Source organism: Streptomyces sp. NPDC030893 (assembly GCF_055571535.1).
Window position 1 is genome coordinate 36,056 of the sequence record NZ_JBVIFC010000026.1, and the last position, 25,406, is coordinate 61,461.

Here is a 25,406-nt window from a genome sequence, read left to right on the forward strand (position 1 = left end):
GCGGGGCGGGTCATCCCGGCCCGCCCCGCCCCGTTCCCCCGGAAAGCCCCGGAAAGCCCCGGGATGAGCGGTGCCGTCACCGCCGCCGAGCGAGCGGAGCGTCCCGGGTCGCCGGCCCCGGGCGGGCGGGGCCGGCGCGGGCACGTCAGAGGCGTTCGATGATGGTGACGTTGGCCTGGCCGCCGCCCTCGCACATGGTCTGCAGGCCGTAACGGCCGCCGGTGCGCTCCAGTTCGTGCAGCAGGGTCGTCATCAGCTTGGTGCCGGTGGCGCCCAGCGGGTGACCGAGGGCGATGGCGCCGCCGTTGACGTTGACCTTGTCGGGGTCGGCGCCGGTCTCCTTCAGCCAGGCCAGGACGACCGGCGCGAAGGCCTCGTTGATCTCGACCAGGTCGATGTCGTCGAGCGACATCCCGGACTTCTTCAGCGCGTACGCCGTCGCCGGGATCGGCGCCGACAGCATCCGGATCGGGTCCTCGCCGCGCACCGACAGGTGGTGGATGCGGGCGCGGGGGGTGAGACCGTGTTCGGCGACGGCGCGTTCGGAGGCGATGAGCATCGCGGAGGCGCCGTCGGAGACCTGGGAGGCGACGCCCGCGGTGATCAGGCCGCCCTCGACGACCGGCTTGAGGCCGGCCATCTTCTCCAGCGAGGTGTCGCGGCGCGGGCCCTCGTCCACGGTGACGTCGCCGTAGGCGACGGTCTCGCGGTCGAAGCGGCCCTCGTCGATGGCGCGCACGGCCCGCTGGTGCGAGCGCAGCGCGAAGTGCTCCATGTCCTCGCGGGTGATGCCCCACTTCTCGGCGATGAGTTCGGCGCCGTGGAACTGGTTGACGGGCGCGTCGCCGTAGCGGGCGCGCCAGCCCTCGGAGCCCTGGTAGGGGCCGTCGGTGAGGCCGAGGGGTTCGGCGGCCTGGCGGCTGGCGAAGGCGATGGGGATCATCGACATGTTCTGGGTGCCGCCCGCGACGACCAGGTCCTGGGTGCCGGACAGGACGCCCTGGGCCGCGAAGTGGACGGCCTGCTGGGACGAGCCGCACTGGCGGTCCACGGTGGTGCCGGGCACCTCCTCGGGCAGTCCCGCGGCGAGCCACGCGGTACGGGCGATGTCCCCGGCCTGCGGACCGACGGTGTCCAGGCAGCCGAAGACGACGTCGTCGACGGCGGCCGGGTCGACGCCGGTGCGCTCGACCAGTGCCTTGATGACGTGCGCCCCGAGGTCGGCGGGATGCACGGCGGACAGGCCGCCCTTGCGCCGGCCGACCGGAGTGCGGACCGCTTCGACTATGTAGGCCTCGGCCATGACTGCTCCTTGGTGTCAGACGTGACGGTGTCAGGTACGCGGGGTGATGCCCTCGAGAACCATGGACAGGTACTGCCGGGCGATCTCCTCCGGGCTGTGGGTGCCCCCGGGGCGGTACCAGGAGGCGGCCACCCACACGGTGTCGCGCACGAACCGGTAGACGAGCCGCACGTCGAGGTCGTCGCGGAAGACCTTCCCGGTGACGCCGCGTTCCAGGGTGCGCAGCCAGGCGTTCTCGAACTTCGCCTGGGAGTCGGCGAGATAGCGGAAGCGCGGCTGGGCGGAGAGGTGCCTGGACTCCTTCTGGTAGATGGCGACCGCGGGGCCGTGCCGGTCGATCTGCCGGAAGGACTCGGTGACCAGGGCCTCGATGGTCTCCCGCGGTCCGAGTCCGGAGGCGAGCACGGTGTCGTAGGCGGCCCACAGCTCGTCCAGGAAGGCGGAGAGGATCTCGTCCAGCATCGACTCCTTGGAGTCGAAGTGGTAGTAGAGGCTGCCCGCGAGCATTCCGGCGGCGTCGGCGACGCGGCGGACGGTGGTGGCGTTGTAGCCCTGGTCGGCGAATACCTGGGCCGCCGTGGCCAGGATCTCGGCACGGCGCTCGGCGGCGGAGTTGCTGCTCATGGCGCTCACGCCCGCTGACTGCTGACGGAGACCGTCTCGCCGGTCATGTAGGACGAGTACCCGCTGGCCAGGAAGACGATGACGTTGGCGATCTCCCACGGCTCGGCATGGCGGCCGAAGGCCTCGCGCTCGGTGAGTTCGGCGAGGAGTCCGGGGGTGGTCACCTTCACCAGGTGCGGGTGCATGGCGAGGCTCGGGGAGACGGCGTTGACCCGTACGCCGAAGTCCGCGGCCTCCAGGGCGGCGCAGCGGGTGAGGGCCATGACCCCGGCCTTGGCGGCGGCGTAGTGGGCCTGGCCGCGCTGGGCCCGCCAGCCGATGACGGAGGCGTTGTTGACCACGACTCCCCCGCCGCCCTGTTCCCTGAGGCGGCGCAGGGCGGCGCGGGTGCAGCGGAAGGTGCCGTTGAGGGTGACGTCGAGGACCTTCGACCACTGGTCGTCGGTCATGTCGACGAGGTCGGCCGTGCCGCCGAGGCCGGCGTTGTTCACGACGACGTCGAGGCCGCCGTGGCGGTCGGCGGCGAGCGCCAGCAGGTCCTCGACCTGCTGTTCGTCGGTGACGTCGCAGGGCAGTCCGGCGACGTTGTCCGCGCCGAACTCCTCGGCGAGGGCGGCGGCGCTCTCCTTGAGGCGGCGCTCGTGGGCGTCGCCGATGACGACCCGGGCGCCCTCCTCGAGGAACCTGCGGGCGGTGGCTCCGCCGATCCCGGCGCCCGCGGCCGCGGTGATCACCGCGGTGCGTCCGGTCAGGAGGGAATGCCCCGGTACGTAGGGCGGCGGTTGGGGGGTCACGGGCGGATCTCCTTGGGGAGGCCGAGGACGCGCTCGGCGATGATGTTGCGCTGGATCTCGTTCGACCCGGCGTAGATGGTGTCGGAGCGGGAGAAGAGGAACAGCCGCTGCCAGTCGTCGAGATCGTACGGCTCACCGGCGGTGAGCATCCCGTCGGCGCCGCACACGTCCATGGCGAGTTCGCCCAGTTCCCGGTGCCAGGTGGCCCAGAAGATCTTGCCGATGGACGCCTCCGGGCCGGGCGCGCCACCGGCCACGCCGTCGAGCATGCGCAGGGCGTTGCAGCGGATGGTCTCCAGGCCCGTCCAGGCGCGGGCGAGCCGGTCGCGGATCAGCGGGTCGCGGGCCGCGCCGTTGCGTCGCGCGTGCTCGATCAGGGTCTCCAGTTCGCGCCGGAAGCCGACCTGCTGGCCGAGGGTGGAGACGCCGCGTTCGAAGCCGAGGGTGGCCATGGCCACGCGCCAGCCGTCGCCGGGGGCGCCGACAATGTGGCCGGCGTGGGTGCGGGCGCCGTCGAAGAAGACCTCGTTGAACTCGGACGTGCCGGTCAGCTGGGTGATGGGGCGGACCTCGACGCCGGGCTGGTCGAGCGGGACCAGGAGGTAGGACAGCCCCTGGTGGCGGGAGGAGCCGGGTTCGGTGCGGGCGACCACGAAGCACCACTGCGACTCGTGGGCGAGCGAGGTCCAGATCTTCTGTCCGGTGACCACCCACTCGTCGCCGTCGCGTTCGGCGCGGGTCCGTACGTTCGCCAGGTCGGACCCGGCGTCGGGCTCGCTGTAGCCCTGGCACCACATTTCCTCGGCCGCGACGATCGGGGGCAGGAAGCGGGCCCGCTGTTCCGGGGTGCCGAAGGCGATCAGCGTGGGGCCGAGCAACTGCTCGGCGATGTGGTTGACCCGTGCCGGGGCGTCGGCCAGGGCGTACTCCTCGTGGAAGGCGACCTGCTGCTCGATGGTCGCGCCCCGGCCGCCGTACTCCTCGGGCCAGCCGACGCAGGTCCAGCCGGCGGCGGCCATGTGCCGTTCCCAGGCAAGCCGTTCGGCGAACACCTCGTGTTCGCGGCCGGGGCCGCCGCGGCCGCGCAGGCCCGCGAAGGCGCCGGTGAGGTTGGCGGCCAGCCAGCCGCGGATCTCGGCGCGGAACTCCTCGACGCTGCTCATGCCGTTACGTTAATCTACCAAACACTTGTTAGGGAAGGAGGGCCGATGTCCGCTGCCCCCGAGAATTCCGACGCACCCGTTCGCTACGAGAAGCGGGGCCCCGTCGCCACGGTCACCATGAACCGCCCCGACTACCGCAACGCCCAGAACTCCGCGATGACGTACGCCCTGGACCGGGCGTTCTACCGCGCCGCCGAGGACGACGAGGTCAAGGTCGTCGTCCTGGCCGGAGCGGGCAAGCACTTCTCCGCCGGCCACGACATCGGCACCCCCGGGCGGGACGCCCACCTGCCCTTCGAGCGCAGGGCGGGCCTGTGGTGGGACCACTCCGACAAGCAGGGCGCGGAGAGCCGTTTCGCCCGCGAGTCCGAGGTGTACCTCGGCATGTGCCGCCGCTGGCGCGAGCTGCCCAAGCCGGTCGTCGCCTCCGTGCAGGGCGCCTGTGTGGCGGGCGGCCTGATGCTCGCCTGGGTGTGCGACCTGATCGTGGCCTCCGAGGACGCGTTCTTCGCGGACCCGGTGGTGCGCATGGGCATCCCCGGCGTCGAGTACTTCGCCCACCCGTGGGTGATGCCGCCGCGCGTCGCCAAGGAGTTCCTCTTCACCGGCGACCGCATGAGCGCGCGGCGCGCCTACGAGGTCGGCATGGTCAACCGGGTCGTCCCGCGCGAGGAACTGGCCGAGCGGACCGGGGAACTGGCGCTGCGCATCGCCGAGATGCCGCGCCTGGGCCTCGCCCTGACCAAGCGCGCCGTCAACCAGGCCGAGGACCTGCAGGGCCTGCACGCCGGCATGGACTCGGTGTTCGGCCTGCACCACCTGGCGCACGCGCACAACGCCGAGACCGCGCCGGACGCGCTCGGCGGCATGGACATCAGCGCGATGAAGAAGGCGGGCGGCTGATGGACCTCGACTTCAGCGAGGCGGACGAGGCCTTCCGTGCCGAGGTCCGCGAGTGGCTGGCCGGTCATGTGCCGGCCGCTCCCCTGCCGTCCCTGGAGAGCGCCGAGGGCTTCGCGGCGCACCGGGAGTGGGAGGCCGAACTGTCCGCCGACCGCTGGTCGGTGGTGTCGTGGCCGGAGGAGTACGGCGGGCGGGACTGCTCGATCCTGCACTGGCTGATCTTCGAGGAGGAGTACTTCGCCGCCGGCGCGCCCGGCCGGGTCAGCCAGAACGGCATCAACCTCCTCGCCCCCACCCTGTTCGAGCACGGCACCGCCGGGCAGCGGGCCCGGATCCTGCCCGCGATGGCGAGCGGAGAGGTCATCTGGGCGCAGGCCTGGTCCGAGCCGGAGTCCGGTTCCGACCTGGCCTCGCTGAAGTCGGCGGCCCGGCGCACCGACGGCGGCTGGCTTCTGAGCGGGCAGAAGACCTGGTCGTCCCGGGCCGCCTTCGCCGACCGCGCCTTCGGCCTGTTCCGCACCGACCCGGACGCCGCGAAACCGCACCACGGGCTGACGTACCTGATGTTCCCGCTGGACGCCGAGGGCGTCACCGTGCGGCCGATCGGCCGCCTCGACGGCAGGCCGGCCTTCGCCGAACTCTTCCTGGACGACGTGTTCGTACCGGACGAGGACGTCATCGGCGAGGTCGGGCAGGGCTGGCGGGTCGCGATGAGCACCACCGGCAACGAGCGCGGGCTCACCCTGCGCAGCCCCGGCCGCTTCACGGCCACGGCCGACCGGCTGACCGCGCTGTGGCGCGAGCACGGGGACCCGGCCGACACGGCGCTGGGCGACCGGGTGGCCGACGCCGTGATCGGCGCCCGCGCCTACCGGCTGTTCTCCTACGCGGGTGCCTCCCGCATCCTGCACGGCGAGGGCGGACCGGCCGGCGCCGCCTCCAGCCTCAACAAGGTCTACTGGTCCGAGCTGGACATCGCCCTGCACGAGACGGCCCTGGACCTGCTCGGCCCGTACGGCGAACTCGCCGACCACGCGCCCGAGTCCCCGGACCACGGCGGCTGGGCGGAGGGGCACACCTTCTCCCTGGCCGGTCCCATCTACGCCGGCACCAACGAGATCCAGCGCGACATCATCGCCGAGCGGCTGCTCGGCCTGCCGAAGGGACGCCGGTGATGCGGTTCCTCCTCGACCCCGAGCAGCGGGAGTTCGCCCGTTCCCTCGACGGGCTGCTCGCCTCCTGCGACACCCCGGGCGCGATCCGGTCCTGGGCGGCCGGCGACCACGCCCCCGGCCGGGCCGTCTGGGCACGGCTGGCCGAGGCCGGGGTGTTCGCCCTGGCCGTGCCGGAGCGCTGGGACGGGTTCGGCCCGCTGCCGCTGGAACTGACCGTCGCCTTCACCGAGCTGGGGCGGCACGCCGTCCCCGGCCCGCTGGCCGAGACGGTCGCGGCGGCGGCCCTGCTGGACCGGCTCGGCGACGCGGACGCGGCCGGCGCCCACCTGCCCGGCATCGCCTCCGGCAAGACCGTCGCCTCCCTCTGCCTGACCGCGCTGAGCCCGTACGCGCTGGACGCCGACGCGGCCGACACGGTGCTGGTGGTGGACGACGACACCCTGCGCGTCGGTGCCGGAGCGGGCCCTGTGCAGCCCTCGGCCGACCCCGGGCGGCGCCTCGCGCGGCCGTCCGGCGGGAGGGTCCTCGCCGAGGGGCCGGCCGTGGCCGCGGCCGCCGCGTACGCGGCGGACCTGGCCGCGCTCGCCACTGCGGCCCAGTCCCTGGGGCTGGGCCGCGCCCTGCTCGCGCGCACCGTGGAGTACGTCAAGCAGCGCACCCAGTTCGGTGTGGCCATCGGCTCCTTCCAGGCCGTCAAGCACCGGCTGGCGGACACGTTGCTCGCCCTGGAGTTCGCCGAGCCGCTGGTGCACGGCGCCGCGCTCACGCTCGCCGCCGGCTCCCCTGGGGCGGGCCGGGACGTCGCCGCCGCCAAGGTCACCGCGGGCGAGGCCGCCCACCGGGCCGCGCGCACCGCCCTGCAACTGCACGGGGCGGTCGGCTACACCGACGAACTGGACCTGTCCCTGTGGATCCGCAAGGCCCGTCCGCTGCGCGACGCCTGGGGCACCCCGGCCGCCTGCCGGGCCCGCGTCCTGTCCGCCTGACCCGCGCGCTACCGCGCACCGACACCGAGGGGAGCAGCCCGATGAGGCTGACGGAGGAGCAGGAAGAACTGCGGTCCGCCGTGAGGTCGTTGCTGGCCCGGCACGAAGGAGCCGCGGCTTGGGGGCCGTTGGCGGAGCAGATCGGCGCCGCCGGGCTGGCCGTGCCCGAGGAGTACGGGGGCGCGGGCGGCGGCGCCCGGGACGTGCACGTCCTCATGGAGGAGCTGGGCCGCTGCCTGAGTCCGCTGCCGCTGCTCGGCTCGGCGGTGCTCACGGCCGGGGCGCTGCTCGCCTCCGGCGACAAGGAGGCCTGTGCGCGGCTGCTGCCGCCGCTGGCCCAGGGCCGCTCGGTGGGCGCGCTGGCCTGGGCGGAGCGGGGCTCCTGGGACGCCGCGTCGGTGCGCGCGCGGGCGGTGCCCGGCTCCGGCGGCGCCTGGCTGCTCACCGGGACCAAGGAGTACGTCCTGGACTGGCCCGGTGTCGACGTGCTGCTGGTCGTGGCCCGCACGGCGGCCGGGGTCTCGCTCTTCGAGGTCGGGGTGGGCGCCGCCGGGGCGCGCCGCGAGCCCGTCGTTCCCATGGACGACACCCGCGCTCAGACCCGCTGGGTCCTCGACGGAGCGGAGGGGCGGCTGATCGGCGTGGACGGCGACGGGGAGCGCACGCTGGCGCGGGTGCGGGACCTGGCCTGCGCGGCGCTCGCCGCCGAGCAGGCGGGCGCCGCCGGACGGTGCCTGGAACTCACCGTGGCCTACGCGCGCGAGCGCGTCCAGTTCGGCCGGCCCATCGGCTCCTTCCAGGCCGTCAAGCACCGGCTCGCGGACGCCTATGTGCTGGTGGAGTCGGCGCGGTCGGCCGCGCTCGGCGCGGCCTTCGCGGCCGACGAGGACCCCGCGGCCCTGGAACGCGCCGCCGCCGTCGCCAAGTCGGTCTGCTCCGAGGCGTTCTCGGCGGTGGCCGGCGAGACGATCCAGCTGCACGGCGGCATCGGCATCACCTGGGAGCACGACGCGCACCGCTACTTCAAGCGGGCGCACGGAGCGGGAGAGCTGTTCGGCGCGCCCGCGGCGCACCGGGCACGGCTCGCCGCCGGGCTCGGACTCTCCTCGCGCTGAACCCTCCACCTCCGGCGAAAGACAGAGAGGCCCGCACACATGGACATCGCACATCCGCTGGACTTCACGGGGCGCGCGGTCGTCGTCACCGGCGGCACCAAGGGCATCGGGGCGGCCATCGCCGGGGCGTTCCTCGGGGCCGGGGCCGACGTCGTCGTCTGCGGCCGCAACGCCCCGGCCGTGCTGCCGGCGGCCGGTGGCCGCGAGGCGGTCTTCGTCCCCGCCGACGTACGCGATCCCGCGGCGGCGGCCGGGCTCGTGGACAGCGCGGTGGAACGTTTCGGCCGGCTGGACGTGCTGGTCAACAACGCGGGCGGCTCCCCGGACGCCGACGCGGCCACCGTCTCGCCCCGGTTCGTGGAGAAGATCGTCGCACTGAACCTGCTCGCGCCGTACTACGTGGCACAGGCCGCCTACCGTGCCATGCGGGCCCGGCCGGACGGCGGCTCGATCGTCAACATCGGCAGTGTCTCCGCCCACGATCCGCAGCCGGGCACCGCCGCCTACACGGCCGCCAAGGCCGGACTGCTGGCCCTGACGCGGGCGCTGGCCCTGGAGTGGGCGCCCGAGGTCCGGGTGAACCACATCACCACCGGGCTGATCCGCACGGAGAGCGCTGCCTCGGTGTACGGCGCGGACGGCGGCGCCTCGGTGGCCGGTGTCGTCCCGATGGAACGGATGGCCGTCCCCGAAGACGTCGCCCGCGCCTGCCTGTTCCTCGCGAGCGACCTGGCCGGGTACGTCAACGGCGCGGACCTCGCGGTGCACGGGGGCGGGGAGTTCCCGGCGCGCTACCTGGCCGCGAAGTCGGCGGGCGGACAGGGGTGAACGCGGTGCCCCGCGCGTGGTGCGGGGGGTCGGGCGCCGCTCGGTCCGGTGCAGGTCGGGGCCCGGGCGACGCGGTCGATGTGCGAACCACCGTCGACGAGGAGGGTGTCGCCGGTGACGTGCGCGCGTCGCGCCCGCGAGGAACAGCGCCACCGGGGCGACGTCAGAAGCCCGGTCTCCTCGTTCACCTCCGCGACCAGCGCCCTGGCCCGGCGCCGGTTCCGGTGACGACCGCGACGCGTCCGTCGAGCTGTACGTCTTCCCTCCCGGCCGGGTGGAGCCGGGCGGGCGGCGCGCCTCAGAGGAGGTTGTCCTCCACGGTCAGGCCGAAGGCCCCGCGGCCGTACATGGCCAGGGCCCGTTCCACGTCGTTGGCGACGTGGACGCTGCCCGCGTGCGCGTCGCGCCAGGCGCGCTCGACGGGGTTGCCGCGACGCAGCGCGTTGCCGCCGGCGGTCTTGAAGAGCAGGTCGATGGCGGCGACGGCCCGTTCGGTCCCCCGGACCTGGTCGCGCCGGGTGCGCAGCCGCAGCTCCATCGGGATCTCCTGTCCCGCGGCGGCGAGTTCGGACAGCTCCCGCAGATTGCGGTCCATCTGCAGGACGGTCGCGTCGATGTCGGAGGCGGCCCGCGCGATGGCGACCTGGGCGAACGGGTCCTCGGTGAACCTGCCGCCGCCCAGACTGAGCCGCACCCGTTCCTTCATCAGCGCCACGTACGACTCGTGGCCGCCCTTCACCGCGCCGATCACCGGTGCCGTGACGGCGCTCGTGAAGACCGCCCCGAACGGCAGCCGGTACAGCGGGGACCTGTTGACCCGCTGTCCCGGCGTCTTCAGCCGGGCCTGCTCGTAGTTGCGCAGCACGCGGTGGGCGGGGACGAACGCCGACTCGACGATGATGTCGTTGCTCGCGGTGCCGCGCAGCCCGACCACGTCCCACATGTCCTCGATGCGGTAGTCGGGCCGGGGCACCAGGACGGTGAGGAAGTCCACCGGTCGTCCCTGCGCCCCGACGACCAGGGCGCCCAGCAGCGCCCACGAGGCATGGTCGCAGCCCGAGGAGAAGCCCCACCGCCCGGTGAGCCGGTAGCCGCCGTCGACGGGTGTGAGCCGGCCCAGCGGCGCGTACGACGAGGAGACGCGGACGTCCGGGTCCTCACCCCAGACGTCGTCCTGCGCCGCGCGCGGGAAGAGGCCGAGCTGCCACGAGTGCACGCCCAGGACCGCCGCCACCCAGCCGGTGGAGCAGCAGACCGCGGAGATCTCCCGGACCACCTGGTAGAAGTCGACCGGGTCGCTCTCCAGACCGCCGTACCGGGACGGCTGCAGCATCCGGAACACGCCGGCGCCGGTCAGCTCCCGCACCGTGGACCGCGGTATCCGCCGCGCCTCGTCCACTTCGACGGCCCGTTCCCCGATGTCCGGCAGCAGCGCGCGCACCGACTCCAGAACCTGATTGCCCATCGTCCGTCCTTCCGGCCCCCGCGAGCCGTGTCCGTGCGGCGCGCCCCGGCGCCGCGTGCCGTCAGCCGGTCCGCAGCGCCACCTTGTCGACCTTGCCGGAGGCGTTGCGCGGAAGCGCCTCCAGGACGACCACCTCGCGGGGGACCTTGAAGTTCGCGAGCCGCTCGCGGCACCAGCCGACGAGGGCGTCGGGGTCGGTCCCGGCGCCCGGCCGGGCCGTCACGTACGCCCGCCCGACCTCCCCGAGCCGCGCGTCGGGGACCCCGATCACGGCGGCCTCGGCGACGGAGTCGTGGCCGGCGAGCACCTGCTCGACCTCCGCCGGATAGACGTTGAAGCCGCCGACGACGAACATGTCCTTGGAACGGCCGGTGACGACCAGGTTGCCCCGGTCGTCGAGGTGGCCGACGTCTCCGGTGGCCAGCCAGCCGTCGGCGTCGACGGCCGCCGCGCTCGCCGCCGGATCGTCCAGGTAGCCGAGCATCACGTTGTAGCCGCGGACCATGATCTCGCCGTCCTGCCCGGCGGGCAGCGGACGCCTGCCGGCGTCGGCGATGCGGACCTCGACGCCGTCGAGGGGACGGCCCGCGGTCAGCGCCACGGTCTCCGCGTCGTCCTCGGCGGAGCAGACGGTGACCGTGCCGCAGCATTCGGTCAGCCCGTAGGCGGTGAGCACGTCGCCCACCAGTTCGGCCCGCATGCGCCGCACCAGGGCCACCGGCACCACGGCGGCCCCGGTCACCGCGAGACGCAGCGAGGACAGGTCGAAGTCCGCCCGGCCGGGGGCGTCCAGGAGTTCGGTGTAGATCGTGGGCGGGCCGGGCAGGACGGTGATCCGTTCGGCCTGGACGGTGCGCAGGACGCGCCGCACGTCGAACACCGGGTGCAGGACCATCGTGGCGCCCCGCAGCAGACAGGCCAGCACGCCGGCCTTGTATCCGAAGCAGTGGAAGAGCGGGTTGACGATCAGGTAGCGGTCGGTGCCGGTGAGACCGGTGCGTCCGCTCCATCCCCGGTAGGTGGCGAGGTTCTGCCGGTGCGTGGTCAGCGCGCCCTTGGGGCGGCCGGTGGTGCCCGAGGTGAAGAGCAGGTCGGAGGGGTCGTCGGGACGCACGGACGCGGTGCGGGCGGTGACCTCGTCGTCCGGCACGCCGGCTCCGCGGGCGAGGAAGGCGTCCCACGGCAGGGTGCCGTGACGTCCGTCGCCGTCGAGCGTCACGACCCGGGTGAGGTGGGGCAGGGACGGCACCGGACGCTCCTCGTCCCCGGCCCGCCCGCCCGCGCCCAGCATGGCCAGGTAGTCCTTGCCGAGGAAGCCGTTCTCGACGAACAGCAGCCGGACCGCACCGCGTTCCAGCAGCCAGCGGGCCTCGGCGCCCTTGTAGCGCGTGTTGACGGGGACCAGCACCGCCCCGGCCGAAGCCGCGGCGAGCGCGGCCACCACCCAGCGGTGGCTGTTGGGCGCCCAGACGGCGACCCGGTCGCCGGGGCGTATGCCGGTCCCGATCAGCGCCTTGACCGCCGTCCGCACCTGGTCTCGCAGCTGCGCCCAGGTCAGCCGTACGCCGCCGTCCACCAGTGCCTCCCGGCCCGCGGCACGCGCCGCGGCGAGGTCCAGGGCGCCGGGAATCGTCAGTGGGGGCTCGGTCTCGCTCATCTGCTCTCCGGGAGGGGCGGTGGCGCGGCGGGTGCGGGTGATGGACGCGCGGCCTGCGGGAGGCCGCGCCGGTCAGGCGGACGGCGGCAGCAGTCGCCGGGACGCCTCGTGCGCGCCGAGGACCAGTTCGGCCCGGGGGAAGCCGCTGCGCCGTTCGGCGGTCCCGGCGTTGCCCCCGGCGACCCGTACGGGTCCGTCGGCGAGGTGTTCCAGCCCCTCGCGGGCGACGTCGTCCGGCTCGGCCACGAGCAGTCCGGGCAGGTCCATGCGCAGACCGGCGCGCTCCATGGCGGGAGTGCGGGTCACGCCCAGGACGAGTTCGAGGACGTGGACGCCGTACTCCCGCAGTTCCAGCCACAGCCCCTCGGCGAAGACGCGGCTGAACGCCTTGGCCGCCGAGTAGACGCTGATCCTGGCCTGGCCGAGGTACCCGGCGAGTGACCCGACCAGCAGGATGCCGCCGCGGCCCCGCTCCTTCATCAGCGCCCCGAAGTGGTGGGTGAGGGCGAGCTGCGCGGTGATGTTCAGGTCCAGGACGTCCTGGACGCGGTCGAGGTCGCCGGTGACGAACTCGTGGCCGTAGCTGTTGGCGCCCGCGTTGAAGACCAGCAGCCCGACCTCCAGGCCGTCGGTGACCGCGCGGATCTCCGCGAGGGCTCCCGGGGCCAGCAGGTCGAGGGCGAGGGTACGGACCTCGACGCCCTTGGCGCGCGCCCGGTCGGCGGTCTCCTCCAGCGGGTCCGGCTTGCGGGCGATCAGGACCAGGTTGATCCCGGCGTCCGCGAGCTGGTCGGCGAACGAGGCGCCGACGCCCTCGGAGCCGCCGGCGACGACCGCCCAGGGCCCGTACACGTTCTTGTCGATCATCGAGTACCTCGTTTCAGTCCTGGCCGGGCGGTGCCGTGACCGTAGGGCGTCCGCCGTCCGGGGCGTCGTCGGAGGTCCCACTGGCCGGGAGCCCCATGTCCCGCACCGCCAGTGAGGCGAAGACCATGGCGCTGCCGATGGGCAGGCCGGGCCCCGGGTAGAACGCGCCCGTGAAGGAGGCGCTGGTGTTCCCGGCGGCGTACAGGCCCGGCAGGGGGCGGCCCTCGGTGTCGAGGACGCGGGCGTGGACGTCCGTGCGCAGGCCGCCCTTGGTGCCGAGGTCGGAGAGGACCAGACGGGCCGCGTAGTAGGGCGGCCGGTCGAGCGGGACCAGGCAGGGGTTGGGGCCGGGGGCCCGGCCCGGGTCGGCGAAGAACCGGTCGTAGGGGTCCTCGCCGCGGTGGTGGTCGGGGTCGGTGCCGGTGGCGGCGTGGCCGTTGAAGCGGGTGACGGTGTCCTTCAGGGCGTCGGCCGGCACGCCGATGAGCTCGGCGAGCTCCTCCGGCGTGCCGGCCCGCACCCAGGTGCCGGCGGCCAGGTTCTTCTCCGGGTCGGCGGGCGGCAGGCACAGGGCGGGAAGGGCGCCGCCCTCCCGGGAGTCGAAGACGAAGTGGACGGGGCCCGGCACCGTGGCCATGATCCGGCCCATCCGGTCGTAGGGCAGCGACTCGTTGGCGAATCGGCGGCCGGAGGCGTCCACGAAGAAGCCGCCGCGCACGCCGAGGGTGAAGCCCGCCCTGCCGTCGTGCAGTTCGGTGCCGGGGCACCACCAGGCCTGGTCCATCAGGTCGGTGGCGGCGCCGAGGCCGACGGCGGCGCGGATCAGGTCGCCGGTGGTGGCACCACCGGGCGCCATGCTCCACGTCACGCCGCCGGCGACGCCGTGCTCCGTCCGCATCGCCTCGTCGCCCTCGAAGCCGCCCGCGGCCAGCAGCACGCCGCGGCGGGCCCTCAGGGTGACCGTGCCCTGCGGGGTCCGTGCCTCGACGCCGGTGACCCGGCCGTTCTCGGTGATCAGTCCGGTGACCCGGTGCTCGGTGCGCACGGTCGCGTTCCCGGTGCGGGTCGCGGCGAGCAGGAGCCGGCCGATCAGGGCGCGGCCCATGACCAGCGGCCCGTCGTCGTGTCCCCGTCCCTCGCGGTCCCGGTGGACCGCCGGGCGGACCAGGGGCAGCAGGTCGCCCAGCTCCTCCTGCGGCAGGGCGCGCGGGACGACGGAGCGTCCGGCGTCCATCCGCCCGGGGGCGGCGAAGTAGTCGGGGAACGCCTGGAACTCGAACTCGACGGCGGGCTCCTTCTCGAGCCGGGCGACCAGTTCGGGCGCGTGCCGCAGGAACGCCTCCCGGCGGTCCTCCTCGGCGTCGCCGACGACGGCGCGCAGATAGGTGCGGGCCGATTCGGTGGAGTCGCCGAGGCCCGCCCGGTCCTGCACCTGGGTGCCGGGCAGCCAGCAGGCGGCCCCGGAGTACGCGGAGGTGCCGCCGAGCAGCGCCGTGCGCTCCAGCACCACCGTGTCCAGGCCGTCCGCGGCAGCCAGCAGGGCCCCGGTCATCGCCCCCGCGCCGGACCCTACGACGATCACGTCGTGGATGGCGTCGCCTTCTCCTCGGCCGCTGCGCACGGGTGTTCCTCCTGCCGGTCGGTGACGGTGACGCCTCAGCAGACCCGATCACGGGCCGCGGGGGCGAGAGCGGTCCCACTGACCGGTACGGAGGCGGGCACCCCTGACGCGGCACCCGCACCGCGCGTATTGTCGGAAGCCGTTGTCACGACCCAGCGCCGGGAGGCAGAGGTGCCCAGGATCGCCGAGGCCAGAGCGGGGGCCGAGCCCACTTCGCCCCGTCAGCACGCACGCCGGCAGGGCATCCTCCGGGCCGCGGCGGACATCGCCGCCGAGCAGGGGCTGGAGGGCGTGCAGATGCACGAGGTCGCCAGGTCGGCGGGGGTGGCGATCGGCACGCTGTACCGGTACTTCCCGTCGAAGACCCACCTGTTCACGGCCGTGATGGCCGACCAGATCGAGGGGTTCGGCGCGCGGCTGCCCGACCGTGCGGCGCACGAGACCCCGGAGGACGCCGTCTTCGCGGCGCTGGCCGGGGCAACCCGTAATCTCCTGCGCCGGCCGGAGCTCGCCACCGCGATGATCCAGTCGGCGAACGCCGCCCGCGCGACGACCGTGCCCGACCTGGCGCGGGTCGACACGGGCTTCCTCGACCTGCTGCTGCGGGCGTGGGGCGTCGACCGCCCTACGGAGCACCACGTCGCCCGGCTGAGGCTGCTGACCCTGCTCTGGTACGGAGTGCTGCAGTCCCGGCTGAACGAGCGGATCAGCCCGGAGGAGGCCGACGCCGACCTGCGCATGGCCTGCCGGCTGCTGCTCGCGCCCGGGGAGGACGGCGTCTGATCCGTCCTCCCCTCGGGGCGTTCAGCCGGGGATCTGCTGCGTGCCCGTCGTGTCGAGTCCGGCGACGCTGTACGCCGCGTAGGTCCGGTGCGGGTCGCGGCCGTCGAAGTACGGCGTCAGCCGGGCGTCCAGCTCCTCCGGGGTGAAGGTGCCGTCGGCGGCGGTGAACTTCTGCTCCACGGTGGGCGGGGCGAGCAGGGCGACCATGTCGCCGTAGACGACGAAGACCTGGCCGTTGATCCCGTCCGCGGAGGGTGAGGCCAGGTGGGCGACGAGGGTGGCGACCCGTTCCGGGGCCATGATGTCCAGGCCGCCCGGCGTGCTCACGCCCTCGCCGAAGGACTCGGCGGTCATCGCGGTGCGGGCGCGCGGGCAGATGGCGTTGGCGCGCACGCCGTAGCGGGCCATGCCCTGGGCGGTGGCCAGGGTGAGGGCGGTGATCCCGGCCTTGGCCGCGGAGTAGTTCGGCTGGCCGGGGGCGCCGAACAGGAATGCCTCCGAGGAGGTGTTGACGATCCGGCCGTAGACGGGGCCGCCGGTCGCCTTGGAGGCCGTGCGCCAGTGCACGGCGGCGGCGCGCGAGAGACCGGCGTGGCCCTTGAGGTGGACCCGGATGACGTCGTCCCAGTCCGACTCGGTCAGGTTGAACAGCATGCGGTCGCGCAGCACGCCGGCGTTGTTGACGACGACGTCGAGGCCGCCGAAGCTCTCCACGGCGGTCCCGACCAGGCGCTCGCCCATGGACCAGTCCCCGATGTCGCCGGTCACCGCCACCGCGTCCGCGCCCATCGCCTTGATCTCGGCGACCACGTCGTGCGCCGCCGGGCCGACGTCGTTGACCACCACGCCGGCGCCGAGGGCGGCGAGCGCGAGGGCCTCGGCGCGGCCGAGGCCGGCCCCGGCTCCGGTGACGACGGCGGTGCGTCCCTCCAGGGTGTGCGTCGAGCTCATGCTGCCTCTTTCCGTCTTCCGTCGGGCGGTGGGATGTACCGGGCGGGTCCCGGTTCCCGCCCGGCGCCGGAAAACTAGTACCGGTTCTCGTTCCCGGTCCTGCGGTGTCCCGTTGAGTGGACACCCGGACGGGGCGCCGACGCCGGGGGCTCAGACGAAGACGGCCGACACCGGGCCCAGTCCCTCGAACTCGGCGCGGAACTCCTCCCCGGGCGCCACGTCCACCGCCCGGGTGCACGAACCCGGCAGCACGACGTGCCCCGCCTCCAGTCGCACCCCGTAGGAGGCCACCGTGCGGGCCAGCCAGGCGACCGCCTCGGTCGGATCGCCCAGTACGGCGCTGGTGTGGCCCCGGGCGATCTCCTCGCCGTTCCGGTACAGCACGGCCGCGATGTCGGCCGGGTCCAGGTCGGCCGGGCGTACCCGGGCGGCGCCGAGCAGGACGCCCGCTGAGGAGGCGTTGTCGGCGATGGTGTCGGCGAGGCCGATCCTCCAGTCCCTGATCCGGCTGTCGATGAGCTCGATGGCGGGGACGACGTACTCGGTGGCGGCGAGGACGTCCGCCGTGGTGCAGTCCTCGCCGGGCAGAGCGCGGCCGAGCACGTACCCGATCTCGACCTCGATGCGGGGCCGGCAGTAGCGGCCGGTCTCGACGGGCGTCCCCTCGGACAGCACCATGTCGGAGAGCAGGTGGCCGTAGTCGGGTTCGTCGACGCCCATCATCTGCTGCATGACCTTGGAGGACAGGCCGACCTTGTGGCCGTACACCGTGGCCCCCTCGTCCAGCTGCCTGCGGATGTTGATCAGCTGGATCCCGTAGGCGTCGGCGGCGTCGATCCCCGGGTACAGGTCGGTCAGCGGGTCGACGGGGGTCCGGTCGCGCTGTGCGGCCCGGAGCAGGTCGGCGGCCTCGGCACGCCGCGCGGGCTCAAGCATCGGGGTTCTCCTCGTGGTTCGGTGCGTGGGAGGTGAAGCGGGCGTGAGCGCCGGAGAGCACCGCCTGTCCGTCGCCGGCGGACGCCTCGAAGCGGACGCCGGCGCCGGCGCCGTCGGTCCAGCCGCGCAGGGCGAGCCGGTCGCCGGGGAAGACGGGTGCGGCGAACCGCGCCCGGAGTTCCGCCAGATCGGCGGGGTGTGCTCCGAGGGCGTCGGCCAGCGGCAGCAGTGCGGCGGCGAGGGTGCACAGCCCGTGCAGGAACGGGCGGGGCATGCCCGCCGCCTGCGCGGCCTCCGGGTCGATGTGCATGGCGTGCCGGTCGCCGAGCAGCCGGTAGAGGGCCGCCTGCCGGGAGTGTGTGGCCACGGTCGTGGCGAGTTCGGCCCGCCGGTCCGGCCGGCGCCGGGCGGACGGGCCCCGGTCGCCGCCGAAGCCGCCGGCGCCGGGGGCGAAGATCGACCAGGTCGCGGTGAAGCGGTCGCAGGACACCTCAACGTCGAAGACGGCGGCCGAGCCCTTGTCCCACACGTCGGCGACCCGCGCGGACATCGTCAGCTCCCCGGACCGCTCCAGCGGCTCCCGCACCGCCAGGCGCTGGCTGCCGTGCACGGCGGTGGTGACGTCGAAGGCGCCGAGCGCGCCGAGGGCGTCGGGCGCCCACTGGGCCAGGGTCAGGGCGAAGGTGGGCAGCACGCGCAGGCGTTCCTCGTACACGAGGTCCAGCCGGTCGGCGCCGGCACCGACCGCGAGGGCGTACAGGATCGCGTCGCGTTCGGTGTAGGAGACGGTGCGGGTGCCCAGGTCGTGGCCCCGCCAGGGGGAGCCGGGCGTGCTCGCGGTCATCGGTCGGCTCCCAGGATCAGGCCGCTGGTGGGGACTCCGGTGCCGGCGGTGACCAGGACGTGGCCGACGCCGTCCGGCTGGTTCACGGAGGTGCCGCGGATCAGGCGGACGCCCTCGGCGATGCCGTTCATGCCGTGCAGGTAGGCCTCGCCGAGCTGTCCGCCGTGGGTGTTGAACGGCAGCCGGCCGCCGAGTTCGAGGTGGCCGTCGGCGATGAAGTCCTTCGCCTCGCCGGGCTCGCAGAAGCCCAGTTCCTCCAGCTGGGGCAGGACCAGCGGGGTGAAGTGGTCGTAGAGGACGGCCGCGTCGATGTCGCCGGGGCCGAGGCCGCTCTGCCGGTACAGCTGCCGGCCGACCAGGCCCATCTCGGGGATGCCGGTGATCGTGGGCCGGTAGTAGCTGGTCATCATGTGCTGGTCGGCGCCGAGTCCCTGGGCCGCGCCGCGGATCAGCGCGGGCGGGTGGGGCAGGTCGCGTGCGCGTTCGGCGGAGACGACGACCAGGGCCTGGCCGCCGTCGGTCTCCTGGCAGCAGTCGAGCAGCCGCAGCGGCTCGGCGATCCAGCGGGAGTCGCGGTGGTCCTGCAGGGTGATGGGGCGGCCGTGGAACCAGGCGGCCGGGTTGTTCGCGGCGTGCTTGCGGTCGACGACGGCCACCCGGCCGAAGTCGTCGGTGGTGGCGCCGTACTCGTACATGTAGCGGCGGGCGAACATGGCCACCCACTGCGCGGGGGTGCTCAGCCCGAACGGCGTCATCCAGGCGTAGGCGGCGCGGTCGGCGGTGGTGTCCATGGGGCGGGCGGCCTGGCCGAGTCCGTAGCGTTCGCCGGAGCGTTCGTTGAAGGCCCGGTAGCAGACGACGACGTCGGCGGCCCCGGTGGCGACGGCCATGGCCGCCTGCTGGACCGTGCCGCAGCCGGCCCCGCCGCCGTAGCCGATGCGGGAGAAGAAGGTCAGGTCGCCCATGCCGGTGTTGCGGGCGATGTGGATCTCGGAGTTCGTCTCCGCGGTGAAGGTGACCAGCCCGTCGACGTCGGCGGGTTTCAGTCCGGCGTCGGCGAGGGCCGCGAGGACCGCCTCGCAGGCGAGCCGCAGTTCGCTGCGTCCGGAGTTCTTGGAGAACTCCGTGGCACCGATGCCCGCGACGGCGGCGGCCCCGGAGAGCGGGCCGGCGGTCATCGGGCCTCCTCCGGCAGCCGCACCGTGACGGTGCCGGTGACGTGGGAGCCCAGGCTGTTGGTGCCCTTGACCGCGATGTCGACGTGGCGGTCCGCGTCGGACTTCGCGGTCACCGTGCCGGTGAGCACCATGGTGTCGCCGGGGTGGTTGGGGGCGCCGAGCCGGATGCGGATGGCCTTGACGACGGCGGCCGGGCCGGCCCAGCCGGTGACGTAGCGGTCGACCAGGCCGTTGCTGGTCAGAATGTTCATGAAGATGTCCTTGGAGCCGCGTTCGCGGGCGAGGTCGGGGTCGTGGTGCACGTCCTGGTAGTCGCGGCTCGCGAGCGCCGTGGCGACGATCAGGGTGCGCGTCACCGGGACCGCCAGTTCGGGGAGGACGTCGCCGACGGCCACCTCGCCGTAGGCGCGGGTGGTGGGGAGAGCGGGGGTGTCCGGCCGGGTCACGGGGCCACCGCCCCACCGGCGAGCAGGGCGCCGAGGCGTTCCAGGTCGGCGCCCGCGCCGCCGAGGGTGGTGGAGATCTGCTTGCCCCACAGGAAGTGGCGGTGCACGGGGTAGTCGGTGTCGACGCCGATGCCGCCGTGCACGTGCTGGACGCGGTGGACGGTGTTCAGTCCGCCCTCGCCGGCCCACCACTTGGCGACCAGGGCGGCCCGGTCGGCGTCCTCGGCGTCGCACGGTGCGGCCAGCGCGTCGACCGCCTGCCACAGCGTCACCCGCATCGCCTCGATGTCGATGTAGCAGTCGGCGAGCTGGTGCTGCACGGCCTGGAAGGCGGCGAGCGGACGGCCGAACTGCCGGCGCTCGCCCAGATGGCCGGCCGCGTACCGGAGGGCGCCCACGGCCACGCCCACCTGTACGGCGGCGAGCGCCAGCCGGGCGTCGCGGACCAGGGCCGCTACGGCCTCGTCGCCGGGTGTGCCGACGGGCTCGCCCGGGGCGCCGTCGAGGATGAGGTGGGCGCTCAGGTCGTGGCTGGTGGTCTCGGCGTGTTCCCAGGTGGCGCCGGGGGCGTCCGACGCAACCAGGAACAGGCCGGGTCCGGCCGACGTGCCGGCCGTGACCAGGACGTGCCCGGCGCCGGCCGGGGACGGCACCACGGCCTTGGTTCCGGTCAGCCGCCAGTGCGCGCCGTCCGCACCGTCCGCCACGGCCGTGGTGCGCGGCGCGAGCGGGTCGGCCGGGCCGAACTCCTCCAGGGCGACGGTCGTCCTCCTCCCGCCGTCCGCGAGTCCCGGCAGCAGCTCCGCGCGCTGCCGGGCGGTGCCGCACGCCGCGACGGCGAGGGCGCCCGTCAGGGCGGGCCACAGCGGCACCGGCGCCACCCGCCGCCCCTGCTCCTCCAGGAGGACGCACAGACCCGGCATCCCGAGTCCGGCACCGCCGTCCCGTTCCGGCAGTACGGCGGCGAGCAGACCGGCCGACGCCAGGTCGGCCCACAGGCGCTCGTCGATCCGGGCCGGCGAGGTCTCCACCGCGCGCAGCCGCTCGGGCGTGGCGCGGTCGGTGAAGATCTCCCGCGCCAGGTCACGGACCGCTTCGAGTTCTTCTCCCAGGGAGAAATCCATCAGGGCGCCTCCGTCGGGGCGGGCCGGAACACCGGCAGGGTCAGATCGGGATCGGCGTCGAGCCAGTCGAGGACCACGGGCATGCCGATCGTGACGTCCCCGGGCGCGACACCGGTCAGATTGGTGATGAGGCGGGTGCCCTCGGCGAGTTCGACGACCGCGACGACGTGCGGGAAGTCGAAGGCGGGGTGCCGCGGATGGTGGTTGACGACGTAGCTGTGGACGTGGCCGCGGCCGGCCGCCTCGACGGTGTCCCACTCCAGCGCGTTGCACTGCGGGCAGCAGGGGCCCGGGGGGTGGCGGAGTGCGTGGCAGGCGGCGCAGCGCTGGATGAGCAGGCGGTGCCGGCGGGCGCCCTCGAAGAAGAAGGCGTTGTCGCGGTTGACGGCCGGACGGGGGCGCAGGGCGGGGGCCGGTTCAGGGGCCGGTTCAGGGGCCGGTCCGGGTACCGCCCGGGGGCGCTGTCCCTCGGCCGCCGGAGGCCGGGCCGGCTCCGTGGGATCCCCGGGTTGCGCGGGTTGCGCGGAGTCCGCCTGCCGCGGACGGAACCTGAGGGTCCGCCAGCGCTGGACGGCGACGGTCTCGCCGTTCTGGTCGGTGTAGGTCTTGAGGGTGGTGACGAACCGCCCCGTGCCGAGGCCGGTGCGCTTCTCCGCCGAGATCGACTCCACCGTCTCGCGGACGGACACGTGGTCCCCCGGCTCCAGCTCCCGCAGGAAGGTGAACTCCGAGTCGGTCGCCACCACGGAGGTGTATCCGCCCTCGTCGAGGAGGCCGACCAGTTCGTCGAAGCCGTCCCGTGCGTCCGGCGGGGAGACGGTGGCGGCGTAGCCGCGCATCGTCCACGCCTGGACCATCGACGCCGGCGCCACCACTCCCGCGCGTCCGGTGGCGCGGCCCGCCGCGGCGTCGGTGTAGACGGGGTTGGTGTCGCCCATCGCCTCCGTCCAGTGCCGGATCATCGGCTGGTTGACGGGGTCGGGGCCCGGGGTGCGGGGGCGCAGTTCACGCCCGGTGAAGGCGCGCAGCCGCTCCTCGTACCCGGGGTCCGGCCCGGTGCCCCGCTGCCCGCTCACGCGCCCCTCCCCGCGCGCGGCAGTCCGAGGCCCTGGGTGGCGACCATGTCGCGCAGGATCTCGTTGACGCCGCCGCCGAAGGTGTTCACGATGCCCTGCCGGGAGAGCTGCTCCACCTGCCCGGCCAGGACCGCGCCCGGCGACTCGGGGCGGATGCGCCCGGCGGCGCCGAGGATCTGGGTCAGTCCGCGCTGGACGGCGATGTGGGTCTCGGTGCCGTACGTCTTGGCGGCGCCCGCGTCGGCTCCGGTCAGCGTGGAGGCGGCGACGGCGGCGGTCATCTTCCAGTTCATCAGCCGCATCGCCTCCAGCCGGGCGTGGGTGCGGGCGAACTCCTGGCGCACCCACGGGATGTCGGCCGTGCCGTTCTCCCTGGCCCAGTCGAGGACCTGTTCCCACAGCTGGATCATGCGGCCGCCGAGGGCGGCGAGGCCGATGCGCTCGTGGTTCAGCTGGGCGGTGATCAGCCGCCAGCCGCCGTCCACCTCGCCCACGACGTCGCCGGCGGGGACGCGCACCCCGCTGTAGTACGTGGCGGTGACGACCATGCCGCCCACCGTGCGGATGGGGCTCCAGGAGAAGCCCTCGTCGGTGGTGGGCACGATGAGGATGGAGATGCCCTTGTGCTTCGGGGCGTCCGGGTCGGTGCGCGCGGCGAGCCAGACGTAGTCGGCGGTGTTGGCGCCGCTGGTGAAGATCTTGCTGCCGTCCACGACGTAGGCGTCGCCGTCCCGGACGGCCCGGGTGGTCAGCGAGGCGAGGTCGGTGCCGGCCTCGGGCTCGGTGTAGCCGATCGCGAACACGATGTCGCCGGAGAGGATGCCCGGCAGGAACCGCCTCTTGTGCTCCTGCGACCCGTACGCCATGAGGGTCGGTCCGACCGTGTTGACGGTGACGAACGGGAAGGGCAGGCCGGCCCGCTGGACCTCGTCGAAGAACACGTACTGGTCCGCGACCGGCCGGCCCTGGCCGCCGTACTCGGTGGGCCATCCGATACCCAGCCAGCCGTCCGCGCCGAGCCGCTTGACGACCTCGCGGAACCGGTCGCCGCCGACGCCCTCCTCGCCGACGCGGCGGCGCTCGTCCTCGGGCATCAGGCCCGCGAAGTACGCCCGCAGTTCCCGCCGCAGCTCGCGGTGCGCGGCGCTCTCGCGCAGTTGCATGTGTCGTTCTCCTTGGTTGTCGCCGTCGGGCGAACGGGCCTGTCGGGGAGCCGGCGGACGCTCAGGGCAGGAAGCGCCCGCGTCCGCGTGCGAGGAACTCGCCGCGCAGGGCGGCCTTGTCGTCGTCGGTCATCAGCGCGTACGCGGGCCCGCCGCGGCCCGTCCAGTGGTACACCGGGTCGCCGGTGCGCCAGCCGTCGAGCTGCATCTCCTTCTTGCGCAGCTTGTTGGAGCCGGTGGTGGGCAGCGCGTGCGAGACGCGCACGAAGCGGGGGGCGCCCTTGGTTCCCAGGTCCTCCTGGCGGGCGAGGAAGGCGGGCAGGTCCAGGTCCTCGAAGCGCGTGCCGTCGGGGATCTCGACGGCGGCCATCACCTGGTCGCCGGAGCGCGGGTCGGGCACGCCGAAGACGCCGGCGGCGACGATGCCGGGGTGCCGGCGCAGGACGCGTTCGGTGAGCAGGGCGGAGATGTTCTCGCCGTCGACCCGGATCCAGTCGCCGGAGCGGCCGGCGAAGTAGACGTGGCCGGCCTCGTCCACGTAGCCGAGGTCTCCGGTCCAGTACCAGCCGTGGCGGACCCGTTCGGCGTCGGCGGCCTCGTTGTTGTAGTAGCCCTCGAAGCGGGCCGCGCCCTCGATGTCGACGATCTCGCCGACGGCCTCCTGCGGGTTGAGCACGCGGCCGTGGACGTCGAGCCGGGCGGGCGGACAGGTCTCCATGGTCGCCGGGTCGACGACGCGGACGCCGTCGCGGGCGGGCACACCGAGCGCGCCGGCCGGTCCGTCGGGCACCCGCTTGAGCATGCCCGCGCCCTCGCTGGAGCCGTATCCCTCGACGAGCCGGCAGCCGAAGCGGTGCAGGAAGCGGTCCGCGTCCTCGGGCGAGGCCTCGGTGCCGAAGGCGTGGGTCAGCCGGTTGTCGGCGTCGTCCGGCGTCTCGGGGCGGGCCAGGATGTAGCCGATCGCCTTGCCGACGTAGGTGAAGAAGGTGGCGCCGAAGTGGCGGACGTCGGGGAGGAATCCGGAGGCGGAGAACTTGGGGGTGAGCGCGATGGTGGCGCCCGCGGTGAGGGCCGGAGCCCACAGCGCCATGAGCGCGTTGCCGTGGAAGAGCGGCATCGGGCAGTAGCAGGTGTCGTCGCGGGTGATGTCGTACTTGGCGCTGTTGGCGGCGCCCAGCGCGGCGAGCCTGCCCTGCGAGCAGAGGGCCGCCTTGGACGTGCCGGTCGTGCCCGAGGTGAGCAGGAGCAGCATCCGCGTGGCGGCGGTGACGTCGGGGGCGGCGCGTACCGGGCCCCGCACGGTGTGGGCGGCGAGGCCCCGCGCGTAGTCCGGCTCGTCGACGACGAGGAAGCGGTCCCGCTCCACTCCGACGTCCAGACCGTCCAGCAGGTCGAGGCCGGCCCGGTCGGTGACGATCAGCAGGCAGTCGGTGTGCCGTACCTCCCGCTCCAGTTCGGCCCCGCGGCGGGTCGGGTTGATGCCGACGACGGCCGCGCCGGCGAGGGCGGCGGCGCCGAGCCAGAAGACGTACTCGGGCACGTTGTCCAGGAGCACGCCGATGTGGAACGGTCCCTCGGTGCGCAGTTCCGCGGCCCAGGCGGCGCGGGCGGCGCTCTCGGCGACCACCTCGTCCCAGGTCCAGGACCGTTCGCGGGTCAGCAGGCCCGGGTGGTCGTCCCCGGCGCGGGCGAGCAGCAGGTCGGCGATCGTCTGATGTGGCAACGTGGGTCCCTCTCACCCGGTGGACGGGTTTCCCGTGGTCGGTACGGAGACGGGCGGCGCGGGTGCGCCGGGTGTTCCGCAGTCGGTCGTGAAGCCCCGGGCGGGGTCGTGCCGGGGGCGGGTGGTGGGGGCCGCCGCCCGTTTCCGGTCGGTCCGACCTCCGCGGTACGCCGTCCCGGCAGTCCCGGTCCCGGCCGGTCCTCCTGCCGTCGGCGACGCTAGCCGCGAGCCGTCCGCCCCGGCCGGAGCGGTCCCGCTGACCGGGAGAGCGGTGGCCGGGGCCACCTGCGGTCCTGGCCGGGGGCCGGACGCGGGCGACGGTCGTGCACCGGCCGGCTGCCGGCGAGCGGCGCACCTTCCCCGCCGACAGCCGCCGGCAGCCGCCGGGCCACGGACGCGACGTCCGGCGGCACCGGTCGCCATCGGCGGGCACGCACGCGCCCTCGACGCCGGGTGTCCGCCCCCGCGGGCGACAGGTGCACACGGGACGCGGCCCGCGCGGCCTTCGGACGGCACCCACGGGAGGACGGGCACCCGCCATCGGAGGACATCGCGACGGTCACTCACCGGAGGTCACGCACCGGGCGCGGGGGGGGGGGGGGGGGGGGGGGGGGGGGGGGGGGGGGGGGGGGGGGGGGGGGGGGGGGGGGGGGGGGGGGGGGGGGGGGGGGGGGGGGGGGG

23 protein-coding genes are annotated in these 25,406 nt (G+C 74.3%); 6 read left to right on the forward strand and 17 right to left on the reverse strand.

The annotated features are described in order from the left end of the window. Positions 1 to 145 precede the first annotated feature (145 nt). From ACZ434_RS31270 to ACZ434_RS31285, 4 genes are read right to left on the reverse strand one after another with little or no spacing between them, the layout of a single operon-like run. Positions 146 to 1,303, reverse strand: coding sequence for an acetyl-CoA C-acetyltransferase (locus ACZ434_RS31270; protein WP_468461819.1), 1,158 nt, complete (start codon positions 1,301 to 1,303; stop codon positions 146 to 148). Positions 1,304 to 1,333: 30 nt separating this feature from the next. After that, on the reverse strand, positions 1,334 to 1,927 hold the full coding sequence (locus ACZ434_RS31275) for a TetR/AcrR family transcriptional regulator (protein WP_468461821.1): 594 nt from the start codon (positions 1,925 to 1,927) through the stop codon (positions 1,334 to 1,336). A 5-nt stretch (positions 1,928 to 1,932) separates the two neighbouring features. Continuing rightward, positions 1,933 to 2,721: an SDR family oxidoreductase gene (locus ACZ434_RS31280; protein ID WP_468461823.1), complete on the reverse strand. Its 789-nt coding sequence runs from the start codon at positions 2,719 to 2,721 to the stop codon at positions 1,933 to 1,935. Next, complete coding sequence (locus ACZ434_RS31285) at positions 2,718 to 3,884, reverse strand: acyl-CoA dehydrogenase family protein (protein ID WP_468461825.1); 1,167 nt, start codon at positions 3,882 to 3,884, stop codon at positions 2,718 to 2,720. The genes ACZ434_RS31280 and ACZ434_RS31285 overlap by 4 nt, the downstream gene beginning before the upstream one ends. Before the next feature lie 45 nt (positions 3,885 to 3,929). Here ACZ434_RS31285 and ACZ434_RS31290 point away from each other — a divergent pair, with 45 nt between their 5' ends. From ACZ434_RS31290 to ACZ434_RS31310, 5 genes are read left to right on the forward strand one after another with little or no spacing between them, the layout of a single operon-like run. Further along, positions 3,930 to 4,787 (forward strand): enoyl-CoA hydratase, encoded by an 858-nt coding sequence (locus ACZ434_RS31290; protein ID WP_468461827.1) that lies wholly within the window; start codon positions 3,930 to 3,932, stop codon positions 4,785 to 4,787. After that, positions 4,787 to 5,962, forward strand: a complete 1,176-nt coding sequence (locus ACZ434_RS31295; RefSeq protein ID WP_468461829.1) for an acyl-CoA dehydrogenase family protein — start codon at positions 4,787 to 4,789, stop codon at positions 5,960 to 5,962. Before ACZ434_RS31290 ends, ACZ434_RS31295 begins: the two co-directional genes overlap by 1 nt. After that, complete coding sequence (locus tag ACZ434_RS31300) at positions 5,962 to 6,948, forward strand: acyl-CoA dehydrogenase family protein (protein ID WP_468461831.1); 987 nt, start codon at positions 5,962 to 5,964, stop codon at positions 6,946 to 6,948. The genes ACZ434_RS31295 and ACZ434_RS31300 overlap by 1 nt, the downstream gene beginning before the upstream one ends. A 41-nt stretch (positions 6,949 to 6,989) precedes the next feature. Beyond that, entirely contained in the window at positions 6,990 to 8,063 is a 1,074-nt protein-coding gene (locus ACZ434_RS31305) for an acyl-CoA dehydrogenase family protein (RefSeq protein ID WP_468461833.1), read from the forward strand. A gap of 39 nt (positions 8,064 to 8,102) precedes the next feature. Further along, positions 8,103 to 8,891 (forward strand): SDR family oxidoreductase, encoded by a 789-nt coding sequence (locus tag ACZ434_RS31310; protein ID WP_468461835.1) that lies wholly within the window; start codon positions 8,103 to 8,105, stop codon positions 8,889 to 8,891. A gap of 298 nt (positions 8,892 to 9,189) precedes the next feature. Here ACZ434_RS31310 and hsaA read toward each other — a convergent pair whose 3' ends face one another. The 4 genes from hsaA to ACZ434_RS31330 form a co-directional block, all read right to left on the reverse strand. After that, the gene (gene hsaA / locus ACZ434_RS31315; protein ID WP_468461837.1) at positions 9,190 to 10,356 is read right to left on the reverse strand and encodes a 3-hydroxy-9,10-secoandrosta-1,3,5(10)-triene-9,17-dione monooxygenase oxygenase subunit; all 1,167 of its coding nucleotides are present in this window, start codon (positions 10,354 to 10,356) and stop codon (positions 9,190 to 9,192) included. Between the two features lie 61 nt (positions 10,357 to 10,417). After that, positions 10,418 to 12,013 (reverse strand): FadD3 family acyl-CoA ligase, encoded by a 1,596-nt coding sequence (locus ACZ434_RS31320; protein WP_468461839.1) that lies wholly within the window; start codon positions 12,011 to 12,013, stop codon positions 10,418 to 10,420. 72 nt (positions 12,014 to 12,085) lie between these two features. Beyond that, a complete protein-coding gene (locus tag ACZ434_RS31325; protein ID WP_468461841.1) occupies positions 12,086 to 12,880 on the reverse strand; it encodes an SDR family NAD(P)-dependent oxidoreductase in 795 nt (264 codons plus the stop codon). 13 nt (positions 12,881 to 12,893) lie between these two features. Beyond that, on the reverse strand, positions 12,894 to 14,501 hold the full coding sequence (locus ACZ434_RS31330) for an FAD-dependent oxidoreductase (RefSeq protein ID WP_468461843.1): 1,608 nt from the start codon (positions 14,499 to 14,501) through the stop codon (positions 12,894 to 12,896). A gap of 171 nt (positions 14,502 to 14,672) precedes the next feature. Here ACZ434_RS31330 and ACZ434_RS31335 point away from each other — a divergent pair, with 171 nt between their 5' ends. Further along, on the forward strand, positions 14,673 to 15,284 hold the full coding sequence (locus ACZ434_RS31335; protein ID WP_468461845.1) for a TetR/AcrR family transcriptional regulator: 612 nt from the start codon (positions 14,673 to 14,675) through the stop codon (positions 15,282 to 15,284). Between the two features lie 21 nt (positions 15,285 to 15,305). Here ACZ434_RS31335 and ACZ434_RS31340 read toward each other — a convergent pair whose 3' ends face one another. From ACZ434_RS31340 to casI, 9 genes are all read right to left on the reverse strand, one after another. Then, positions 15,306 to 16,235 carry a 3-oxoacyl-ACP reductase gene (locus ACZ434_RS31340; protein ID WP_468461847.1) on the reverse strand — a complete coding sequence of 310 codons (930 nt, stop codon included), beginning with the start codon at positions 16,233 to 16,235 and terminating at the stop codon, positions 15,306 to 15,308. A gap of 150 nt (positions 16,236 to 16,385) precedes the next feature. Continuing rightward, positions 16,386 to 17,171: a 2-keto-4-pentenoate hydratase gene (locus ACZ434_RS31345; protein ID WP_468461849.1), complete on the reverse strand. Its 786-nt coding sequence runs from the start codon at positions 17,169 to 17,171 to the stop codon at positions 16,386 to 16,388. Further along, the gene (locus tag ACZ434_RS31350) at positions 17,164 to 18,015 is read right to left on the reverse strand and encodes a MaoC/PaaZ C-terminal domain-containing protein (RefSeq protein WP_468461851.1); all 852 of its coding nucleotides are present in this window, start codon (positions 18,013 to 18,015) and stop codon (positions 17,164 to 17,166) included. Before ACZ434_RS31350 ends, ACZ434_RS31345 begins: the two co-directional genes overlap by 8 nt. After that, positions 18,012 to 19,193 (reverse strand): lipid-transfer protein, encoded by a 1,182-nt coding sequence (locus ACZ434_RS31355; RefSeq protein WP_468461853.1) that lies wholly within the window; start codon positions 19,191 to 19,193, stop codon positions 18,012 to 18,014. The genes ACZ434_RS31350 and ACZ434_RS31355 overlap by 4 nt, the downstream gene beginning before the upstream one ends. Further along, on the reverse strand, positions 19,190 to 19,639 hold the full coding sequence (locus tag ACZ434_RS31360; protein ID WP_468461855.1) for a MaoC family dehydratase: 450 nt from the start codon (positions 19,637 to 19,639) through the stop codon (positions 19,190 to 19,192). Before ACZ434_RS31360 ends, ACZ434_RS31355 begins: the two co-directional genes overlap by 4 nt. Next, positions 19,636 to 20,763 carry an acyl-CoA dehydrogenase family protein gene (locus ACZ434_RS31365; protein WP_468461857.1) on the reverse strand — a complete coding sequence of 376 codons (1,128 nt, stop codon included), beginning with the start codon at positions 20,761 to 20,763 and terminating at the stop codon, positions 19,636 to 19,638. The genes ACZ434_RS31360 and ACZ434_RS31365 overlap by 4 nt, the downstream gene beginning before the upstream one ends. Next, positions 20,763 to 21,839, reverse strand: a complete 1,077-nt coding sequence (locus ACZ434_RS31370; RefSeq protein WP_468461859.1) for a bifunctional MaoC family dehydratase N-terminal/OB-fold nucleic acid binding domain-containing protein — start codon at positions 21,837 to 21,839, stop codon at positions 20,763 to 20,765. Before ACZ434_RS31370 ends, ACZ434_RS31365 begins: the two co-directional genes overlap by 1 nt. Beyond that, positions 21,836 to 23,002: an acyl-CoA dehydrogenase family protein gene (locus ACZ434_RS31375; RefSeq protein WP_468461861.1), complete on the reverse strand. Its 1,167-nt coding sequence runs from the start codon at positions 23,000 to 23,002 to the stop codon at positions 21,836 to 21,838. Before ACZ434_RS31375 ends, ACZ434_RS31370 begins: the two co-directional genes overlap by 4 nt. Positions 23,003 to 23,063: 61 nt before the next feature. After that, positions 23,064 to 24,725 carry a steroid-22-oyl-CoA synthetase gene (gene casI / locus ACZ434_RS31380; protein WP_468461863.1) on the reverse strand — a complete coding sequence of 554 codons (1,662 nt, stop codon included), beginning with the start codon at positions 24,723 to 24,725 and terminating at the stop codon, positions 23,064 to 23,066. Positions 24,726 to 25,406: the final 681 nt, after the last annotated feature.